At 67.2% G+C, this 14,670-nt stretch carries 15 protein-coding genes and 1 pseudogene; 6 read left to right on the top strand and 10 right to left on the bottom strand.

What is annotated here, in order from left to right; translation table 11 throughout:
* Nucleotide 1: 1 nt before the first annotated feature.
* From CFB50_RS32945 to CFB50_RS32960, 4 genes are all read right to left on the bottom strand, one after another.
* Nucleotides 2–430 (bottom strand): PRC-barrel domain-containing protein, encoded by a 429-nt coding sequence (locus CFB50_RS32945; protein WP_046548755.1) that lies wholly within the window; start codon nucleotides 428–430, stop codon nucleotides 2–4.
* Nucleotides 431–618: 188 nt separating this feature from the next.
* A complete protein-coding gene (locus CFB50_RS32950; protein ID WP_144020732.1) occupies nucleotides 619–1,584 on the bottom strand; it encodes a hypothetical protein in 966 nt (321 codons plus the stop codon).
* 16 nt (nucleotides 1,585–1,600) lie between these two features.
* Nucleotides 1,601–2,731: a 3-deoxy-7-phosphoheptulonate synthase gene (locus CFB50_RS32955; protein WP_089448664.1), complete on the bottom strand. Its 1,131-nt coding sequence runs from the start codon at nucleotides 2,729–2,731 to the stop codon at nucleotides 1,601–1,603.
* Between the two features lie 195 nt (nucleotides 2,732–2,926).
* A complete protein-coding gene (locus tag CFB50_RS32960) occupies nucleotides 2,927–4,243 on the bottom strand; it encodes a lipase family protein (RefSeq protein WP_089448665.1) in 1,317 nt (438 codons plus the stop codon).
* 403 nt (nucleotides 4,244–4,646) lie between these two features.
* Between CFB50_RS32960 and CFB50_RS32965 the strand changes: the two genes are divergently transcribed.
* From CFB50_RS32965 to CFB50_RS32970, 3 genes are read left to right on the top strand one after another with little or no spacing between them, the layout of a single operon-like run.
* Nucleotides 4,647–5,201, top strand: coding sequence for a hypothetical protein (locus CFB50_RS32965; protein ID WP_089448666.1), 555 nt, complete (start codon nucleotides 4,647–4,649; stop codon nucleotides 5,199–5,201).
* A gap of 29 nt (nucleotides 5,202–5,230) precedes the next feature.
* Entirely contained in the window at nucleotides 5,231–5,356 is a 126-nt protein-coding gene (locus CFB50_RS40300; protein ID WP_256979375.1) for a hypothetical protein, read from the top strand.
* Nucleotides 5,356–6,621: a hypothetical protein gene (locus CFB50_RS32970; RefSeq protein WP_089448723.1), complete on the top strand. Its 1,266-nt coding sequence runs from the start codon at nucleotides 5,356–5,358 to the stop codon at nucleotides 6,619–6,621. The genes CFB50_RS40300 and CFB50_RS32970 overlap by 1 nt, the downstream gene beginning before the upstream one ends.
* Before the next feature lie 88 nt (nucleotides 6,622–6,709).
* Here CFB50_RS32970 and CFB50_RS32975 read toward each other — a convergent pair whose 3' ends face one another.
* Nucleotides 6,710–7,417 carry a YceH family protein gene (locus CFB50_RS32975; protein WP_089448667.1) on the bottom strand — a complete coding sequence of 236 codons (708 nt, stop codon included), beginning with the start codon at nucleotides 7,415–7,417 and terminating at the stop codon, nucleotides 6,710–6,712.
* 404 nt (nucleotides 7,418–7,821) lie between these two features.
* On the opposite strand from CFB50_RS32975, the gene CFB50_RS32980 reads away from it, so the two are divergent.
* Nucleotides 7,822–8,586 carry an SDR family oxidoreductase gene (locus tag CFB50_RS32980; protein ID WP_089448668.1) on the top strand — a complete coding sequence of 255 codons (765 nt, stop codon included), beginning with the start codon at nucleotides 7,822–7,824 and terminating at the stop codon, nucleotides 8,584–8,586.
* Between the two features lie 69 nt (nucleotides 8,587–8,655).
* On the opposite strand, the gene CFB50_RS32985 is transcribed toward CFB50_RS32980, so the two are convergent.
* The 3 genes and pseudogenes from CFB50_RS32985 to CFB50_RS32995 form a co-directional block, all read right to left on the bottom strand.
* Complete coding sequence (locus CFB50_RS32985) at nucleotides 8,656–9,363, bottom strand: MOSC domain-containing protein (RefSeq protein WP_089448669.1); 708 nt, start codon at nucleotides 9,361–9,363, stop codon at nucleotides 8,656–8,658.
* Nucleotides 9,360–10,256 carry a dihydrodipicolinate synthase family protein gene (locus CFB50_RS32990; protein WP_089448670.1) on the bottom strand — a complete coding sequence of 299 codons (897 nt, stop codon included), beginning with the start codon at nucleotides 10,254–10,256 and terminating at the stop codon, nucleotides 9,360–9,362. Before CFB50_RS32990 ends, CFB50_RS32985 begins: the two co-directional genes overlap by 4 nt.
* Before the next feature lie 56 nt (nucleotides 10,257–10,312).
* Nucleotides 10,313–11,089 (bottom strand): annotated as a pseudogene (locus tag CFB50_RS32995) (aldolase); the annotation flags it as partial.
* 134 nt (nucleotides 11,090–11,223) lie between these two features.
* On the opposite strand from CFB50_RS32995, the gene CFB50_RS33000 reads away from it, so the two are divergent.
* Together CFB50_RS33000 and hutC are read left to right on the top strand one after the other, a co-directional pair.
* Entirely contained in the window at nucleotides 11,224–11,766 is a 543-nt protein-coding gene (locus tag CFB50_RS33000) for a helix-turn-helix domain-containing protein (protein ID WP_039340426.1), read from the top strand.
* A 30-nt stretch (nucleotides 11,767–11,796) separates the two neighbouring features.
* Nucleotides 11,797–12,534 carry a histidine utilization repressor gene (gene hutC / locus CFB50_RS33005; protein ID WP_089448671.1) on the top strand — a complete coding sequence of 246 codons (738 nt, stop codon included), beginning with the start codon at nucleotides 11,797–11,799 and terminating at the stop codon, nucleotides 12,532–12,534.
* A gap of 82 nt (nucleotides 12,535–12,616) precedes the next feature.
* Here hutC and CFB50_RS33010 read toward each other — a convergent pair whose 3' ends face one another.
* Entirely contained in the window at nucleotides 12,617–13,465 is an 849-nt protein-coding gene (locus tag CFB50_RS33010) for a phytanoyl-CoA dioxygenase family protein (RefSeq protein WP_089448672.1), read from the bottom strand.
* Between the two features lie 39 nt (nucleotides 13,466–13,504).
* Nucleotides 13,505–14,308, bottom strand: coding sequence for an ABC transporter substrate-binding protein (locus CFB50_RS33015; RefSeq protein WP_089433508.1), 804 nt, complete (start codon nucleotides 14,306–14,308; stop codon nucleotides 13,505–13,507).
* Nucleotides 14,309–14,670 lie beyond the last annotated feature (362 nt).

The following is a 14,670-nucleotide window of genomic DNA, read 5'->3' on the forward strand; positions in this document are numbered from 1 at the left end:
CTCAGTGCTTGTCGTCGAGCTTCTTCGGCTTCGGCGGCGACGGCACCTTCGCGTACTGGAACGCGGGCGTGGCCTTCAGCGCATCCTTCGTCGCGCCCGGCAGGTAGATGTTGCCGTTGCGCACGTCGAGCGATGCGATCGGCACCGCGACGTCATGTGCGGCCACGCCGAGGAAGCCGCCGGCCGACACGATCGCCGCCGATACCGAGCCGTCCGGCGCGACGATCAGGTCGCGCACGGTGCCGACCTTCTGGTTCTCGTCGTTGTAGACGGCCTTGCCGAGCACGCTCTTCTTCACGCTCCAGCCTTCGAGCAGCGCCTGCGATTGCTCGACGGTCACGCTGATCGGCTGCGCACCCGCGATCTGCGCGTGTGCGCTGACGCTCGAGGCGAGGACGGTTGCTGCGATGAGGGTCTTGTAGAAAGCCATGCTGTTATGCACTCCGGTGAATTGTTGTCGGTGTCGGCGGCCGGCCAAGCCGCCTCCGTGCATGCGCCGCGTGAAACGGGAAGGCTTCCGTACGACGCATCACACCGGCCCATGTTAGCGCCACTCGCGAAACGCTGCATCGGACGTGATGACGCAGCCGCTGTCAGGCGCCTCTTGCAACGGCGACATTACGGACACCGCAGCGAATCGCGCACGCGGTCGAACTCCGGCAGATAACGCGCGTAGTTTTCCTCGCCCGCGGTGTATATCAGCGCGCAGGTCTTCGTGTCACCGGAGGTCACCACGACCGCCTGGTGGACGACTACTTCGTTGATCGCCTCCTTGTGCTCGCACGTCTGTGCGGGTCGGCCGGCTATCGTACTGTGCCCTGCATGCGGCGATTCGATCTCGCTGCCTCCTTCCTTGACCGGATCCTCCCACCCGTCGCATATTCTCGTCAGGGCATCGTCGCTCTTATCGCCGATGACGAAGTCGATCCCCGCCGAGATCAGTCCGAACCTGAAACGCCGGATCCGGTAGCTCACGTCGCCGTGATCCTCCGGCTGGCTCACGACCCGCCATTCCGGAGGCAGACGCAGCGCCGCAGGCGCCGGATAATTGCGCATGATCTGCAGGTCGTAGTTGAAGTTCAACACGCCCGCGACACCCAGCGCCACGCCCACCACGGCAATCGACAACCAGACGCCGAGCAGCGTCAGCAGGCCGATTCCCGCCGCGCGCCAGTTCGATTGCAGCGCGCCGCCGCCGGCCCGATGAGCGGCGACGGCCGCGCCTTGCGCGTGTCGTGCATAGACGATCGTCCCGGCGAGACCTGCGATGACGACGGCATGTACGAGCGCGTGCTGCACCTCCGTGGCTTCCGGCACGTTCACCGCCGCGTACAGCACGATCGACACGAGCGTGACGAGCGCCGTTGCGAGAATCTGCCGCTGCGCGAGCGCGCGATTCCCGAGACGCCGTGCGTTCGCCGCGAGCAGGATGCCGCCTGCGAGCGGCGAACCGAGGAACGCCGCCCAGCCGACGCCCGCCATCGTGAACAGCTTGCCGGGCGGCACCGCCGCCGTCGATGCCGTCGGGTCGGCAGCAGCGGGGGCGCCTGGTATGGCCGGCGCGTCGGACGGGGAGTCGGTCATGTCGGCATCGCCGCCGTCATGCGTTGCGCGAATACACCCTGCGTTGCCGCACCGCGTCGGCCAGCACGTCGAGCACCGGCTCCGACTGCGTCCAGCTCAGGCACGCATCCGTGATCGAGACGCCGTACTTCAGCGGCACGCCCGGCTTCAGGTCCTGGCGCCCGGCCTCGAGATGGCTCTCGACCATCACGCCGACGATCCGCTGCTCGCCCTGCGACAGCTGCCGCGCGAGATCCTGCGCGACGTCGATCTGCCGGTCGTGCGACTTGTTCGAGTTCGCATGCGAACAGTCGACCATCACCTGCTCGCGCAAGCCGGCCTTGCGCAGCACCGCGCAGCTCGCCTCGACATGCTCGGCGTCGTAGTTCGGGCCGTTCTTGCCGCCGCGCAGGATCACGTGCGCGTCGTCGTTGCCGCGCGTCTCGAAGATCGCGGCCATCCCCATCTTCGTCATCCCCATGAACGCATGGCTCGCGGCCGCGGCGACGATCGCGTCGGACGCGACCTGCACGCCGCCGTCGGTGCCGTTCTTGAAGCCGATCGGGCAGCTCAGGCCCGACGCGAGCTGGCGATGGCTCTGGCTCTCGGTCGTGCGCGCGCCGATCGCGCCCCACGCGATCAGGTCGGCGATGTACTGCGGGCTCAGCAGGTCGAGAAATTCGGTCGATGCCGGCAGGCCCAGCGCGTTGATGTCGAGCAGCAGCTGCCGCGCGGCGCGCAGCCCTTCGTTGATGCGGAAGCTGCCGTCGAGGCGCGGATCGTTGATGTAGCCCTTCCAGCCGACCGTCGTGCGCGGCTTCTCGAAGTAGACACGCATCGTGATCAGCAGGTCGTCCTTCAGCGCGTCGGCGGCCACCTTCAGGCGGCGCGCGTAGTCGAGCGCCTGGTCGTGATCGTGGATCGAGCACGGGCCGACGACGAGCAGCAGCCGGTCGTCGCGGCCGTGCAGGATGTCGCCGATCGCGCGGCGCGTATCCTCGACGAGCGTCTGCGTGGCAGCCGGCACCGGCAGTTCGTCCAGCAGCAGCGCCGGCGAAATCAGCGGGCGCACGGCGCCGATGCGGACGTCGTCGATGCGCGTGGTGTCCTGTGTCGCGTCGGCGCTGCCTACCTCGCGATCGTGGGAAGGATTGTCGAGGTTCTGCATGGTGATTCTCCGGGGGACGTCTGGAATGATGGGCAGGCTCGATTATGGCACCCGGGCGGGACGGCGGCGGGTTGCGGCGGGGGGGGACGGGCGCGGCTGCATGGCCGCAGCGCGACGGAGATCAACAGGTGAAAAGAAAAAGGCGACCCGCGGAGGGTCGCCCGGCCATGCGCCGCATCACCCGCGGCGTGGCGGCTAGTGCAGCGTCTCGGGCGCCAGCGAATTGCTCGGCAGCAGCGACGTCAGCCAGCAATTGCTCGGCGCCGCTTTCCCGTTGAAGCGGTCGTAGAGCCACGGCAGCATGCCGGCCACCCACGGCACGATCGCGCCCGCATGTTCGAGCGGATACTCGTTGTACGTGACGGGCGTGCCGCTGGCACAGAACTTCTGCGCCAGCGCGCGCACGTCGTACGCCATCATCACGCCGTCGCCCACCTGGTTGCTGAAGGTGCCATCGAGCGCGCCGGCCGTGCCCTGGCCGATGAACATCGGGATCGTCGGCGATGGGGCCAGCCCCGCATTCACCTTGTTCGCATACGTCACGTACACGGGAATGCTGTTGATGTCGTTCGCGTATTGCGGCTTGAACAGCGTGCCCCAGTACAGCCCCGTGTACTTCGGCAGGATGTACGCGAGCGACTGGCTCTGGATGTCCTTGAACACCGCGACGCCGGTATCGCTGAGATAGGGCGTCAGGTCGAAGCCGTAGCCGCGCGACAGCCCGGCCAGCGCGGCCGCGGCCACGCCGCCCCACACGATGCTGCCGTCGACGTAGCGCAGGTTGTGCGCGGGATCGACCAGCACGCCGCCTTCCGCCGCGCCGACGAGCTGCCTGTTGATCTCGGGTGCATAGCTCGGCGCGAGCTGAGCGGCCCAGTTCGTCGCGATCGCGCCGCCGGAATAGCCGATCATCGCGACCTTGCTCGACGGATTCAGCCCCGTGGACGGCGTATTGAGCGCCGCGCGGATCGAGTCGAGCGTTGTCATCCCGTATTCGGGGCCGGCGGCGAAATCGGCCGTCTGGCCTTCCGTATCGGGCACGATGACGTTGTAGCCGAGCAGCAGCAGCGACGACAGCGGAATCGATTCCGCGCTGTAGAGCAGCGTGCCGACGTTGATGACCTTGGTGACGTCGCGGTCGCCGGCGATCACCTGCGACGGCTCGTCGTACGGGTTCAGCGAATCGTAGGCCGACTGGTACGAGATGGCCTGGCCGTTGCTGACCGGGCTCCGGATCACGGACGTCACGTTGACGACCGGCTGGTTCAGCGCGTTATGGGTGCGATACAGCAACTGCTGCGCGGTCAGCGCGGTGGGGATGCCGGCCACGTGATAGGTGACGTTGCGCGTCTTGAGCACCGTGCCCGGTGGAATCGACGCCAAGGGCGTGGTGCCGGTGTACGTGTAGAACGGGTCGGATACGGTCGGCGCGGCGGCGCTGGCCGGCGGTGCCGCAATGGCCAGCGTCGCGGATACGGCGGCCGCGGCCATCATGAAACGTCTGGAGGACATGGTTGGGGCCCCTGGAATAACCTGCTTTCATCGAAGGAAGTTCGCGGTGTTGCAGACCATCGTGCGTGCCGCTTCAAAACCGGTTCCGAGCCATCGACTGTCTCCTGTGAATGAGTCATCCGGGTTGTTCTGAATCCGTCATTTTGGTAGGAGTACAAACCGGATGAATTGAAGCACAACGCGCACGCACTCGATGGGGGTTTTCCGTTGTTTGAAGGTAAACGTCTAAACCCGTCGTCGCGCGATGCCCGGTCGCTCCGGCCATTCGGCTGACTGTCCGCGTTGTGTCGAAGTGCCGTACGATCACGGCTGTCCGGTCCCGAAGGCCGCATCGTGCGATGCCGGCCGCGCCGCACACCGGCTGTCTGTCACCGAACGCTCCCTGCCCAACCGATACGCCACGATGACCGTCTCCGAACTGCTCCGCGCCATCCGCCAACCGTATGCCGACCTGCTCGCGAAAGCGGCGGCGCAACCGGCCGTGATCGTCGAACCGGCCTACCGGCGGGCCGACGGCACGCTCGCCACCGAAGGGCCGCTCGCGTTGCCCTGCCGGACCGACCTCATCGCCACCGAAGGCGAATCGGCCGGCCAGCCGGCGATGGTCGATTCCACCACGCAGCTGGCGTTCGAGCCGCTGGCATTCGACCTCGAAACAGCGGCCGTGTCGATCCGACCGTTCGTGTGGGACTGGGCCGCTATCGAGGCCGACGGTCTCGACGAAAGCGCGGCCGTCGAGGCGTTCAAGGCGTGGTTCTTCGCGTGGTTCGACGTCGACGACGAGAACACGCCGGCCGAAGACGGCCTGCACGGAATCGCTCACTACCTGTCGGAACCGGTTCGCACGGAACAGGGGTGGTGCGTCAATGCGGATCTTGGCTCCGCGCCCGAGACAGCCGTCGAGGACCTGCTGTTCCGGCTCGTCGATGCAGGCGCGACGCGGATCGTGCTCGGTTGATACCGCATTTCATCCTTCCACGGCCCATCATGAAAAAATCTTTTGCCGCCCTGCCGCTTTGCGCGTCGCTGCCCGCGTTCGCCAAGGTCTCCACCGAGGTGTACTGCTTCAAGTCGGACGGCGACGCGTCCGAACAGACCGGGTGCCGCTGGTGATGCGCCCGCTGATCCGGATGGTGCTGGTGCTGATCGCGCTGCGCGCGGGCTTCGTCGATGCCGCCCCGCGCACGGTCTACGAAGGAACGCTGCAAGGCGCCGGCGCCGTCGTGATGGAACTCGACAATCGCCCGGCTGCGGATGGTTCACTCTCGGGCCGCTACTTCTATGCGCAGCACGGCGTCGATATTCCGCTGCACGGCACGCCCGCGCAACTGGTCGAACCGCTCGTGCGAACGCAGTTGCCGGACGATGCCCGCACGCCATTGGGATTCGGTCAGCAAGCCGATTTCGATCACGCCGCAGCCACCTGGCAGGGCACGCGGGACAAGGCCGGCTATCGCGGCCGCTGGATCGATGCGCGCTCCGGCAAGACACGCAGCTTCGCGTTGCGCCGCGTCGCCCAATACGATCCCGACGCGGTTGCGCCCGGCTCCGTCGAAGCGATCACCAACAGCATCGCCGGCGGCGTCGGCAGCGGTATCGCAAGCGGCGTGGCCATCGACATGCGGCAGGCGCCTTATGCCACGCTGAAGCTTGCCGGGCACGAGCAGCCGGCCGGCCCCGAGATCGGCGACGGCACCGTCGCGTACCGGATGTGGCGCGACCCGCGCACGAAGCTCATGTATCCGCGTCTGAGCCGCCATCCCGATCCGGTCGTCATGGCACGCGTGAACCGCCTGCTCGAGCAGCAGCACTGGCAGATGAATCTCGCCGCGCTCGCATGTGCGTCGACGCGCTATATCGACGACGGGCCGGCGGCCGGTTCGCTCGGCGGCTACGACGAAGAACAGGTGACGGTCACGTGGCTGTCACCCGCGGCACTCGGCATCGTGGAATCGGGCAGTACGTTCTGCGGCGGCGCCCATCCGAACAATCACTACCATCCGGTCACGTTCGACCTGCTGCGCGGCGCGTATCTCGACTGGAATCGCGTGATCGACGCGACTACGGCGGGCAAGGACGGCGATCCGGGAACGAGCCCCGCGCTGGTGAGCTTCATTACGCGGTTGCGTGACAAGGCGACACACGGTCGGCAAGTGACGGACGGCGAAGGCGAGTGGCTGTCGTGCGCCGACGTGTTCCCCGAGTATCTGGCGTTCGAACTCGATGCGCCCGGCAAGCTGTCGTTCGTCGTATCCGGAATCGGTCACGCGGCGGGCGCCTGTCTCGGGCCCCAACTCGATGTGCCGTTTGCGGCGCTCGCGCCGATCCTGAAACCGGGCGGCGCGCGCTATCTCGTGCCGGGCGTCAAGCTGAAGTAACACGGCGATGCGGGTGGTGTCCGCATCGCGCTCCAGCCCGACCACGTGGCAACGTGGCCGGGCGATGCGCATACTTATATGTCAGATGTCAGCCCGCGTCGCCTTGCGCGTCGACGTCGATGCCCAGCTCGCCGGCCATCCGCATAACCAACGCATTCAGCCGCGCCACTTCATCCGCGAGGCGCTTCTGTTCGGCCTTCAGCGCTTCGAATTCGGAAGGCGGCACGGAATCCACACCGCCAGCCTCCGCGCTCGCGAAGTCGGCCATGTTCACTTCGCCGCACATCAGGTGCATCCAGCGGTTCTCGCGCGCGCCCGGCGCACGCGGCAGCCGGACGACGAGCGGCTGCGCACGCGCCGCGAGTTCGTCGAGGAACGCCTCGACCGACGAGATATCCGCGAAACCGTGCAGGCGCGCGCTGTTCAGGCGCAGTTCGGCGGCCGTCTGCGGGCCGCGCAGCAGCAGGATCGTCAGCAGCGCGATCGCCTGGCTCGGAATGCCGAGCACGCGGTTCACGTTGTGCTCGAAACGCGGCACACGGCTGCTGCTGCCTTCCATCACGAGGCTCAGGTGCTTCAGCCCGTCGAGCGCGGTCGTGACTTCATCCTCGCTGACGTTCATCACCGGCGAGCGCGCGGTTTTCTGGTTGCAGCCCGCGGTCAGCGCATTCAGCGACAGCGGATAGGTGTCCGGCACCGTGTGCTGTTTCTCGACGAGCACACCGAGAATGCGGGCCTCGAGGGGCGTGAGTTCGCGAAGGGCGCGTGGCGTGGGCGTAACCGGCGTGGTGTTCATGAGTGGCGTCGCAGCGTGCAGCAGGTGAAGGGAAACGGTCGCGGCCCGTCCGGCATCGCGCACGGGCGAGCCATATGATAGCTCGCGTCGCGCAGCCCGGCGCCGCACGGCGTGCCGGCGCGCGCACTTGCCGCAGCAGGCTTTCATCCGACCTGTCGGCTGGCCGGTGCCGTGGGGCAATGGATGCGGTGCCGCGACGCGGATTCCGCATTCTTGCGCACCGCGGCGTTTGCGCGACGCGCAGGCGGGCGCTACGATATGCGTCACCCTGACGCCCGCGGCGCCGCGCGACCGCCTTCGCGCACCACGTCACGCATCGCCCGACCCGCACGCCATGCCGCCACGCATGCGCACCGCTCGTCGACGCCGCTCATCCCGTTCACCTCTTCGAACCGCTCACCACCATGACCGCCTCCTCTTCCGCCCCGCACGTGCGTGCCATCGTCACCGGACACACGCGCGGCCTCGGCGCGTCGCTCGCCGAACAACTGCTGCTTGAAGGCGTCGCCGTACTCGGCGTGTCGCGCAGCCGCCATCCGTCGCTCGCGTCGCAAGCCGGCGACCGCTTCGCCGAAATCGAACTCGACCTGTCGGACCCGTCGGCCGTCGCGGCCTGGCTGGCCGGCGACACGCTGCGCCGTTTCGTCGACGGCGCGTCGATCGTGCTGCTGTTCAACAACGCGGGCATCGTCGACCCGATCGGCCCGCTCGCTGCGCAAGACCCGGCGATCGTCGCGCGCGCGGTCGGCGTGAACGTCGCGGCGCCGCTGATGCTGTCCGCCGCGCTCACGCAAGCGGCAGCGGCCACGACCGAATGCCGGATCCTGCACGTGTCGAGCGGCGCGGCACGCAACGCGTACGCGGGCTGGAGCGTCTACTGCGCGACCAAGGCGGCACTCGATCACCATGCGCGCGCAGTCACGCTCGACGCGAACCGCGCGCTGCGGATCTGCAGCGTCGCACCGGGCGTCGTCGATACGGGCATGCAGGCGACGATCCGCTCGACCAGCGAAGACAACTTCCCGATGCGCGAGAAATTCGACCAGTTGAAGGCGAGCGGCGCACTCGCGACGCCCGAGGCGGCCGCGCGACAACTGATCGGCTATGCGCTGAGCGATGCGTTCGGCTCGGTGCCCACGGCCGACGTTCGGGAACTGCCGAGCCACTGAGTCATACGGCACTCGGCACTCGGCACTCGGCACTCGGCACTCGGCACGCGGCACGCGGCACGCGGCACATCATCGTCCTTCGAGCCGCTTCGTCCAGTCTTCGACCTGCCGCTCCGTCCGGCGCCTTTCGAGCATCGTGCGCCAGCCGCGCGGCAGGTTCGGGACGTCGCACAGCGCATCGAGCGCGGCCATGTCGAGCGTGCGCCGGTACAGCACGTCGAGCACGGTCGACAGCGGCCATTGCGGGTAGCGGCGCTCATGCAGCGCCAGCACGTCACCCGACTCCACCCAGCCTTCCTGCAGCACGCGGTAGTACCAGCCGGTCCGGCCGCTTTGCTGCGCGAGCGCGGCCATCCGCGGATGATCGAAGCGCGCGTTCAGCTTCCAGCACGGCTGCCGCGACTGCGACACCTGAAGCACGGCGCCGCCCAGCGTGAACACGTCGCCGAGACACACGTCGCGCTCGGTCACGCCGTGCGTCGACAGGTTCTCGCCGAACGCGCCCGGTTGCGCAAGCACGTCGCGCACGCCGATCTGCGCCGACCACCACGCATAGTGATCGTGCGCATAGTGATGCACCGCCTTGTCAGGGCCGCCGTGATGCCGCGCATCGGCCTGCTCGTCGCCGGCGAAGCCGAGCATGCCCAGCCGCAGACGCGCGCCGACCGGCTGCTTGTCGATCGCGCTGGCGTGCGGCGTGCCGGCCAGCGGCCGGCGCTTGCCGACCCGCACCGCGCCGATGGCGACCGAGATCGCCGGCCGTGCCGCATCGCTCATGTCGTCACCCCGTCGGGCAGCGCCGCGAGCAGGCGTTCGAGTTCGCGCGTGCGCGCGTCGCCGAGCAGCATCAGCGGCTTCCTCGGTTCGCCCGCATCGAAGCCGCGCAGGCGCAACCCGGCCTTCACGGTCACCGGCAATCCGCCGTTGACGATGAACTGCAGCAGCGGCAGTTGCGCATGAAAGACCGTCCTCGCGCGCGCCAGGTCGCCCGCCTGCATCGCGTCGAACAGCGCCAGCGGCAACGCCGCATTCAGGTTCGGCGCGGCCGTGCACCATCCGGCCGCGCCCGCTGCAAGCGCGGCGAGCGCCATCGGATTGCTGCCGTTGTAGAACGGGATCGCACCGTCACTCAGCTGCGCGAGCCGGTGCATCCGCCCGATGTCGCCGGTGCTCTCCTTCACCATCGTCACGTTGTCGACGGCCCGGCAGATCGTCGCGATCAGGTCCGGCGACATGTCGACGCCGCTCGTCGCGGGGTTGTTGTACAGCATGATCGGAATGCCGATGGCTGCGCCGATCGCACGATAGTGCGCGAGGATCTCGTCGTTGGCGAGCTTCCAGTACGACACCGGCAGCACCATCACCGCATCGGCGCCGGCCTGTTCGGCAAAGCGCGCGCGGCGCACCGCGCCCGCCGTGGTGAGATCGGAAATGCCGACGACGGTCGGCACGCGCCGGCGCACCGCGCGAATCGATGCGGTGGCGACTGCCTCCCATTCGGCGTCGGACAGGTACGCGCTTTCGCCGGTGCTGCCCAGCGGGGAGATCGCGTGGACGCCGTCGGCAATCAGGCGCTCGATCAGCGCGTCGAGCGCTTTCAGGTCGACGCCGCCGTCAGCGGAGAACGGCGTAACCGGGTAGGCAATGATGCCTTTCAACAGGATGGACACGATAGGGATTCCTCAATGATGATCTGAGACGAGAGCGACGAATCGCCCGCTAATTCGATGCAGTCCTGATGCGTCCGCAATGCCCGGCGTGCGTAGTAGTCGAACGTCACCGCATCGCGCTTCGGCTTCGAAATCCAGTCGTGCGCTTCGCGCGCCAGTGCCGGCGGCACCGGCTTGATTTCGCCGGCCGCCATCGCGAGCAGCTGCAGCTTCGCGGCCCGCTCGATCAGCAGCGCGAGGATGCACGCTTCCTCGATCGTCTTGCCGACCACGAGCTGGCCGTGATGCGACAGCAGGATCGCGCGCTTGCTGCCGAGCGCCTTCGAGATGATCTCGCCCTCCTCGTTGCCGACCGGCACGCCGGGCCAGTCCTTCAGGAACGCGCAATCGTCGTACAGCGGGCAGGTATCCATGTGCGACACGACGAGCGGCTGCTCGAGCATCGACAGCGCCGCGACATGCGCCGGATGGGTATGGATGATGCAGTTCACGTCCGGGCGCTCGCGGTAGATCCACGTATGGAACCGGTTGGCCGGATTCGGGATGCCCTCGCCGTCGACGACGTCGAGATCCTCGTTGACGCGCAGCAGGTTCGCCGCCGAGATCTCGTCGAAACCGAGCCCGAGCCGCTGCGTGTAGTACGTGCCGGCGTCGCCCGCGCGGCAGGTGATCTGCCCGGCCAGGCCCGAATCGTGGCCGGCGTCGAACAGGATCCGGCACGTAAGCGCGAGCTTCTGCCGCGCGGACCAGCCGCTGTCGCCCACCGCGTTGTCCAGACGCCGCTCCGCCAGCGCGACCAGCGCCTCCTTCGTCAGATTCAGCGTTTCCGCCATGTTCACCTCCTGAATGGACCGGGTCGGCCGCGCCGTCCGCGGCCGCTTTCCCGGAGAAACATGACACACGATACACCACAGGACACTTTGTGTCATGCGTTACAATCGGTTTTTCGAAGGACACCTGGCGCCCCATGACGATTCGCCTGAAGCTGCTCAGAAAACAGAAGGGCTGGACGCTCGACGTGCTGGCCGACGAGACGGGCCTCACCAAGAGCTACCTGTCGAAAGTCGAGCGCGGCCTGAGCGTGCCGTCGATCGCGGTCGCGCTGAAGCTGTCGAAGGCACTGAATGTCGACGTCGAGCAGTTGTTCTCGGAAAGTCACAACCGCGAACTGATCACGGTCACGCGCGCCGGCGAGCGCACGGCGATGGGCGCGGCCGCCGACAGCCAGGCACACCGCTTCGAAAGCATCGCGGCCGGCGTCGCGCCGAAGAAGATGTTGCCGTTCGTCGTGCATCCGCCGCACGAATTCGTCGCGTCGACGTTCCGCGAGCACGAAGGCGAGGAATTCCTGTTCGTGCACAAGGGTCGCGTCGAAATCGAATTTCCGAACGAGACGGTGCAACTCAAGGCCGGCGATTCAGTCTATTTCAACGCACTCATCCCGCACCGCACGCGCAGCCTCGGCACCGCGCAGGCGGAGATCCTGGTCATCGTCAGTCACGACGACTAGCATCGTCACCTCTTCGCGCAAGGATCCCCGATGGTCACGAAGGCCACCGCACCGTTCCAGCAGATCAAGACGCTCGTTCGCCAGAACGTCGAAGCGGGCGACTGGCGCCCCGGGGATCGTATCCCGTCCGAGCTCGATCTCGCCGCCCAGTTCGGCGTCGCGCGCATGACGGTCAACCGTGCATTGCGCGAGCTGACCGAGGAAGGCGTGCTGAAGCGCATCGCGGGCGTCGGCACGTTCGTCGCCGAAGTGAAGCCGCAGTCGAACCTGCTGATGATCGCGCACATCCGCGACGAAATCCGCGCGCGCGGGCACGAATATCGCTGCCGCGTGCTGAGCCAGTCGAGCGAGCCCGCGTCGTTCGACGTCGCGGCCGCGTTCGGCCTGCCGGTCAACACGCCGGTGTTTCACGTGGTGTGCGTGCACGAGGAAAACGGCCGCCCGATCCAGCTCGAGGATCGTTACGTGAACCCGGCCGCCGCGCCCGGGTTCATCGACCAGGATTTCCAGGTCGAGCCGCCGTCCGAGTACCTGTTCAACAACGTGTCGCATGACGAACTGGAGATCGAGCACGTGGTCGATGCGTCGCTGCCGACCGGCGAACAGGTCCGGCTGCTCGACATGCGCGCCGACGAGCCGTGCCTCACGCTCACGCGCCGCACCTGGACGAACGGGCAGCCCGTCACGTTCGTGCACTTCCTGCATCCGGGCAACCGCTACCGGCTCGGCTCGCGCTTCAAGCCGGGCGCCGGACGCCACCCGACCTGATCCTGTTCCCCACGTACAAAAGCGCGCGGCGGCCGTTTCGTCAGGTAACGGCCGCCGCGTTCGTCATGCACACCCGCCCGCGTCAGATCGCGCCGACCTGCCCCGCGCCACGCGACCACACGACCGGAAACAGCGGATGATCGAGCGGCGCGCCATCGGGCAGCTGCTCGGCGAGCCCGGGGAAATCGGGTGACGTCTTCCAGCGGCGCGGCGCGTGGCGGATATCGTCGCCGACGAAGCGGATCGAGAACGCGCGCCGACGGTGCTGCGTACCACCCGACGCGTGCAGCGTGAGCATCCGGAAGCACACCATGTCGCCGGGCTCGAGCGCCCAGTGGCGGATCGGAAACGCCGCGCGGTCGCCTTCGATGTCCGGCAGATCCGCGAGGCTGCCTTCCGGGAACCACTTCGCTTCCTTGTCCATGAACGTGCGCGGCATCAGCCACGGCCCGAGATGCGAGCCTGCGACGAATTCCAGCGTCGATTCGAGCGGCACCGGATCGACCGGAATCCACATGCTGACGTTGTCGTCGCCTTCGATGTTGTAGTACGGCTGGTCCTGGTGCCACGGCGTGCGCTGCCGCGTGCCGGGCTCCTTCACGAGCAGGTGGTCGTGATGCAGCCGCACGGTGTCGGCGCCCATCAGCGCGGCCGCGACGGACGGCGCCGGCGAGCGCACGATGAAGTCGCGATACGCGTCGTTGTGCTGCCAGTTGCAGAAATCCTCGAAGAACCAGCCCGGATCGTCGGGCCGGCTCGCGACTTTCGCGCGCTCGCTGGGCTGCGCGAGATTCGCGTCGATCCCGGCGCGCAGCGCGGCGACTTCGTCGGGTGAGAAGATGCCCTTGATGCAGACCGCCCCTTCCTCGCGGAACGCGGCGATCAGTTCGGGCGTCACGGCTTGCGCGACGCGGTCCTGGATACTCGTCATGGTGTGCCTGTCGATGGAATGAATCACGGAATCACTGATTCACGGTGCGGACGTCAGCTGCTGCTTCGCGCCGTAGATGTCGAAGTCGAAATATTTGGCGGCGATCTTCTGGTACGTGCCGTTCGCGCGGATTGCGACGATCGCGTCGTTCAGCCGCTTCTTCATCGCTTCATCGCCCTTGCGCACGCCCATCGCGACGCCATAGCCGGTGATCCGAACGTCGGTCACGTCGGGGCCCGCAAACGCGTAGCCCTTGCCGCGCGGCGTCTTCAGGAACGAGTAGCCGGCCTGCGTCTTGTCCTGGAAGGTCGCGTCGAGGCGGCCATTGACGAGATCCTGGTACACCTGGTCCTGGTTCTGGTACGAGACGATCGTCACGCCCTTGGTCGCCCATTCGGCCTTCGCGTACGCCTCCTGCGTCGTGCCCTGGTCGATCCCGACGCGCTTGCCCGCGAGCGACGCGGCGGTCGGGAGCAGCGTCGAGCCGACCGGCGCGACGAGCGCGCCCGGCGACGCATACAGCTTGTTCGAGAAGTCGATCTGCTTGAGCCGCTCGTCGGTGGCCGTCATCGCGGACATGATCACGTCGAACTTGCGCGCGCGCAGCGCCGGAATCATCCCGTCGAAGCCCTGCTCGACCCACACGCACTTCGCATGCAGTTGCTCGCAGATCGCATTGCGCAGGTCGATGTCGAAGCCGGCGAGCGAGCCGTCGGGCTGCTTCGCCTCGAACGGCGGATACGTGGGATCGATGCCCCAGCGGATCGTCGACGTGTCCTGCGCGAACGACGCGAGCGGCGCGAACGCCAGCGCGGTAACGAGAAGCTTTGCAGTGCGGTTCATGGTGCGTCCTTGTAGGTCTCGACGCGGCGGGCGAACGCCGGCGTCCGGTGGGGAGCGGTGCGCGAAAGACAGGGACTTCGATGAAACTGCGACGCAGTCTAGACCGCTCAATTTTTGAGCGCAAGCGGGGACAGCGGGAATAGAAAGGCGGTGAAGGCGGACGCGAACCTGAAGGCTAGTGCAGTGGCCGGTCTACGGATAAAACGGTGATTTTTGCGTGTCTACCCTGTGCGATGTGCATCCGACACACAGCGTATTCCCCGGATATTCGCGAACGGCGACGTCTACACAGGCGATTGACGCAGCACTTTCCAAGCGCGGTTCAGACCGCTCCGGCAATGCGCCCTATACCGCCACTGGAA

Source organism: Burkholderia sp. AU33423 (assembly GCF_002223135.1).
GTDB lineage: Bacteria > Pseudomonadota > Gammaproteobacteria > Burkholderiales > Burkholderiaceae > Burkholderia > Burkholderia lata_D.

Coding starts and splice junctions, on each gene's coding strand:
- CFB50_RS32945 (WP_046548755.1), bottom strand. CDS start 430: ATGGCTTTCTACAAGACCCTCATCGCAGCAACCGTCCTCGCCTCGAGC.
- CFB50_RS32950 (WP_144020732.1), bottom strand. CDS start 1,584: ATGACCGACTCCCCGTCCGACGCGCCGGCCATACCAGGCGCCCCCGCT.
- CFB50_RS32955 (WP_089448664.1), bottom strand. CDS start 2,731: ATGCAGAACCTCGACAATCCTTCCCACGATCGCGAGGTAGGCAGCGCC.
- CFB50_RS32960 (WP_089448665.1), bottom strand. CDS start 4,243: ATGTCCTCCAGACGTTTCATGATGGCCGCGGCCGCCGTATCCGCGACG.
- CFB50_RS32965 (WP_089448666.1), top strand. CDS start 4,647: ATGACCGTCTCCGAACTGCTCCGCGCCATCCGCCAACCGTATGCCGAC.
- CFB50_RS40300 (WP_256979375.1), top strand. CDS start 5,231: ATGAAAAAATCTTTTGCCGCCCTGCCGCTTTGCGCGTCGCTGCCCGCG.
- CFB50_RS32970 (WP_089448723.1), top strand. CDS start 5,356: ATGCGCCCGCTGATCCGGATGGTGCTGGTGCTGATCGCGCTGCGCGCG.
- CFB50_RS32975 (WP_089448667.1), bottom strand. CDS start 7,417: ATGAACACCACGCCGGTTACGCCCACGCCACGCGCCCTTCGCGAACTC.
- CFB50_RS32980 (WP_089448668.1), top strand. CDS start 7,822: ATGACCGCCTCCTCTTCCGCCCCGCACGTGCGTGCCATCGTCACCGGA.
- CFB50_RS32985 (WP_089448669.1), bottom strand. CDS start 9,363: ATGAGCGATGCGGCACGGCCGGCGATCTCGGTCGCCATCGGCGCGGTG.
- CFB50_RS33000 (WP_039340426.1), top strand. CDS start 11,224: ATGACGATTCGCCTGAAGCTGCTCAGAAAACAGAAGGGCTGGACGCTC.
- hutC (WP_089448671.1), top strand. CDS start 11,797: ATGGTCACGAAGGCCACCGCACCGTTCCAGCAGATCAAGACGCTCGTT.
- CFB50_RS33010 (WP_089448672.1), bottom strand. CDS start 13,465: ATGACGAGTATCCAGGACCGCGTCGCGCAAGCCGTGACGCCCGAACTG.
- CFB50_RS33015 (WP_089433508.1), bottom strand. CDS start 14,308: ATGAACCGCACTGCAAAGCTTCTCGTTACCGCGCTGGCGTTCGCGCCG.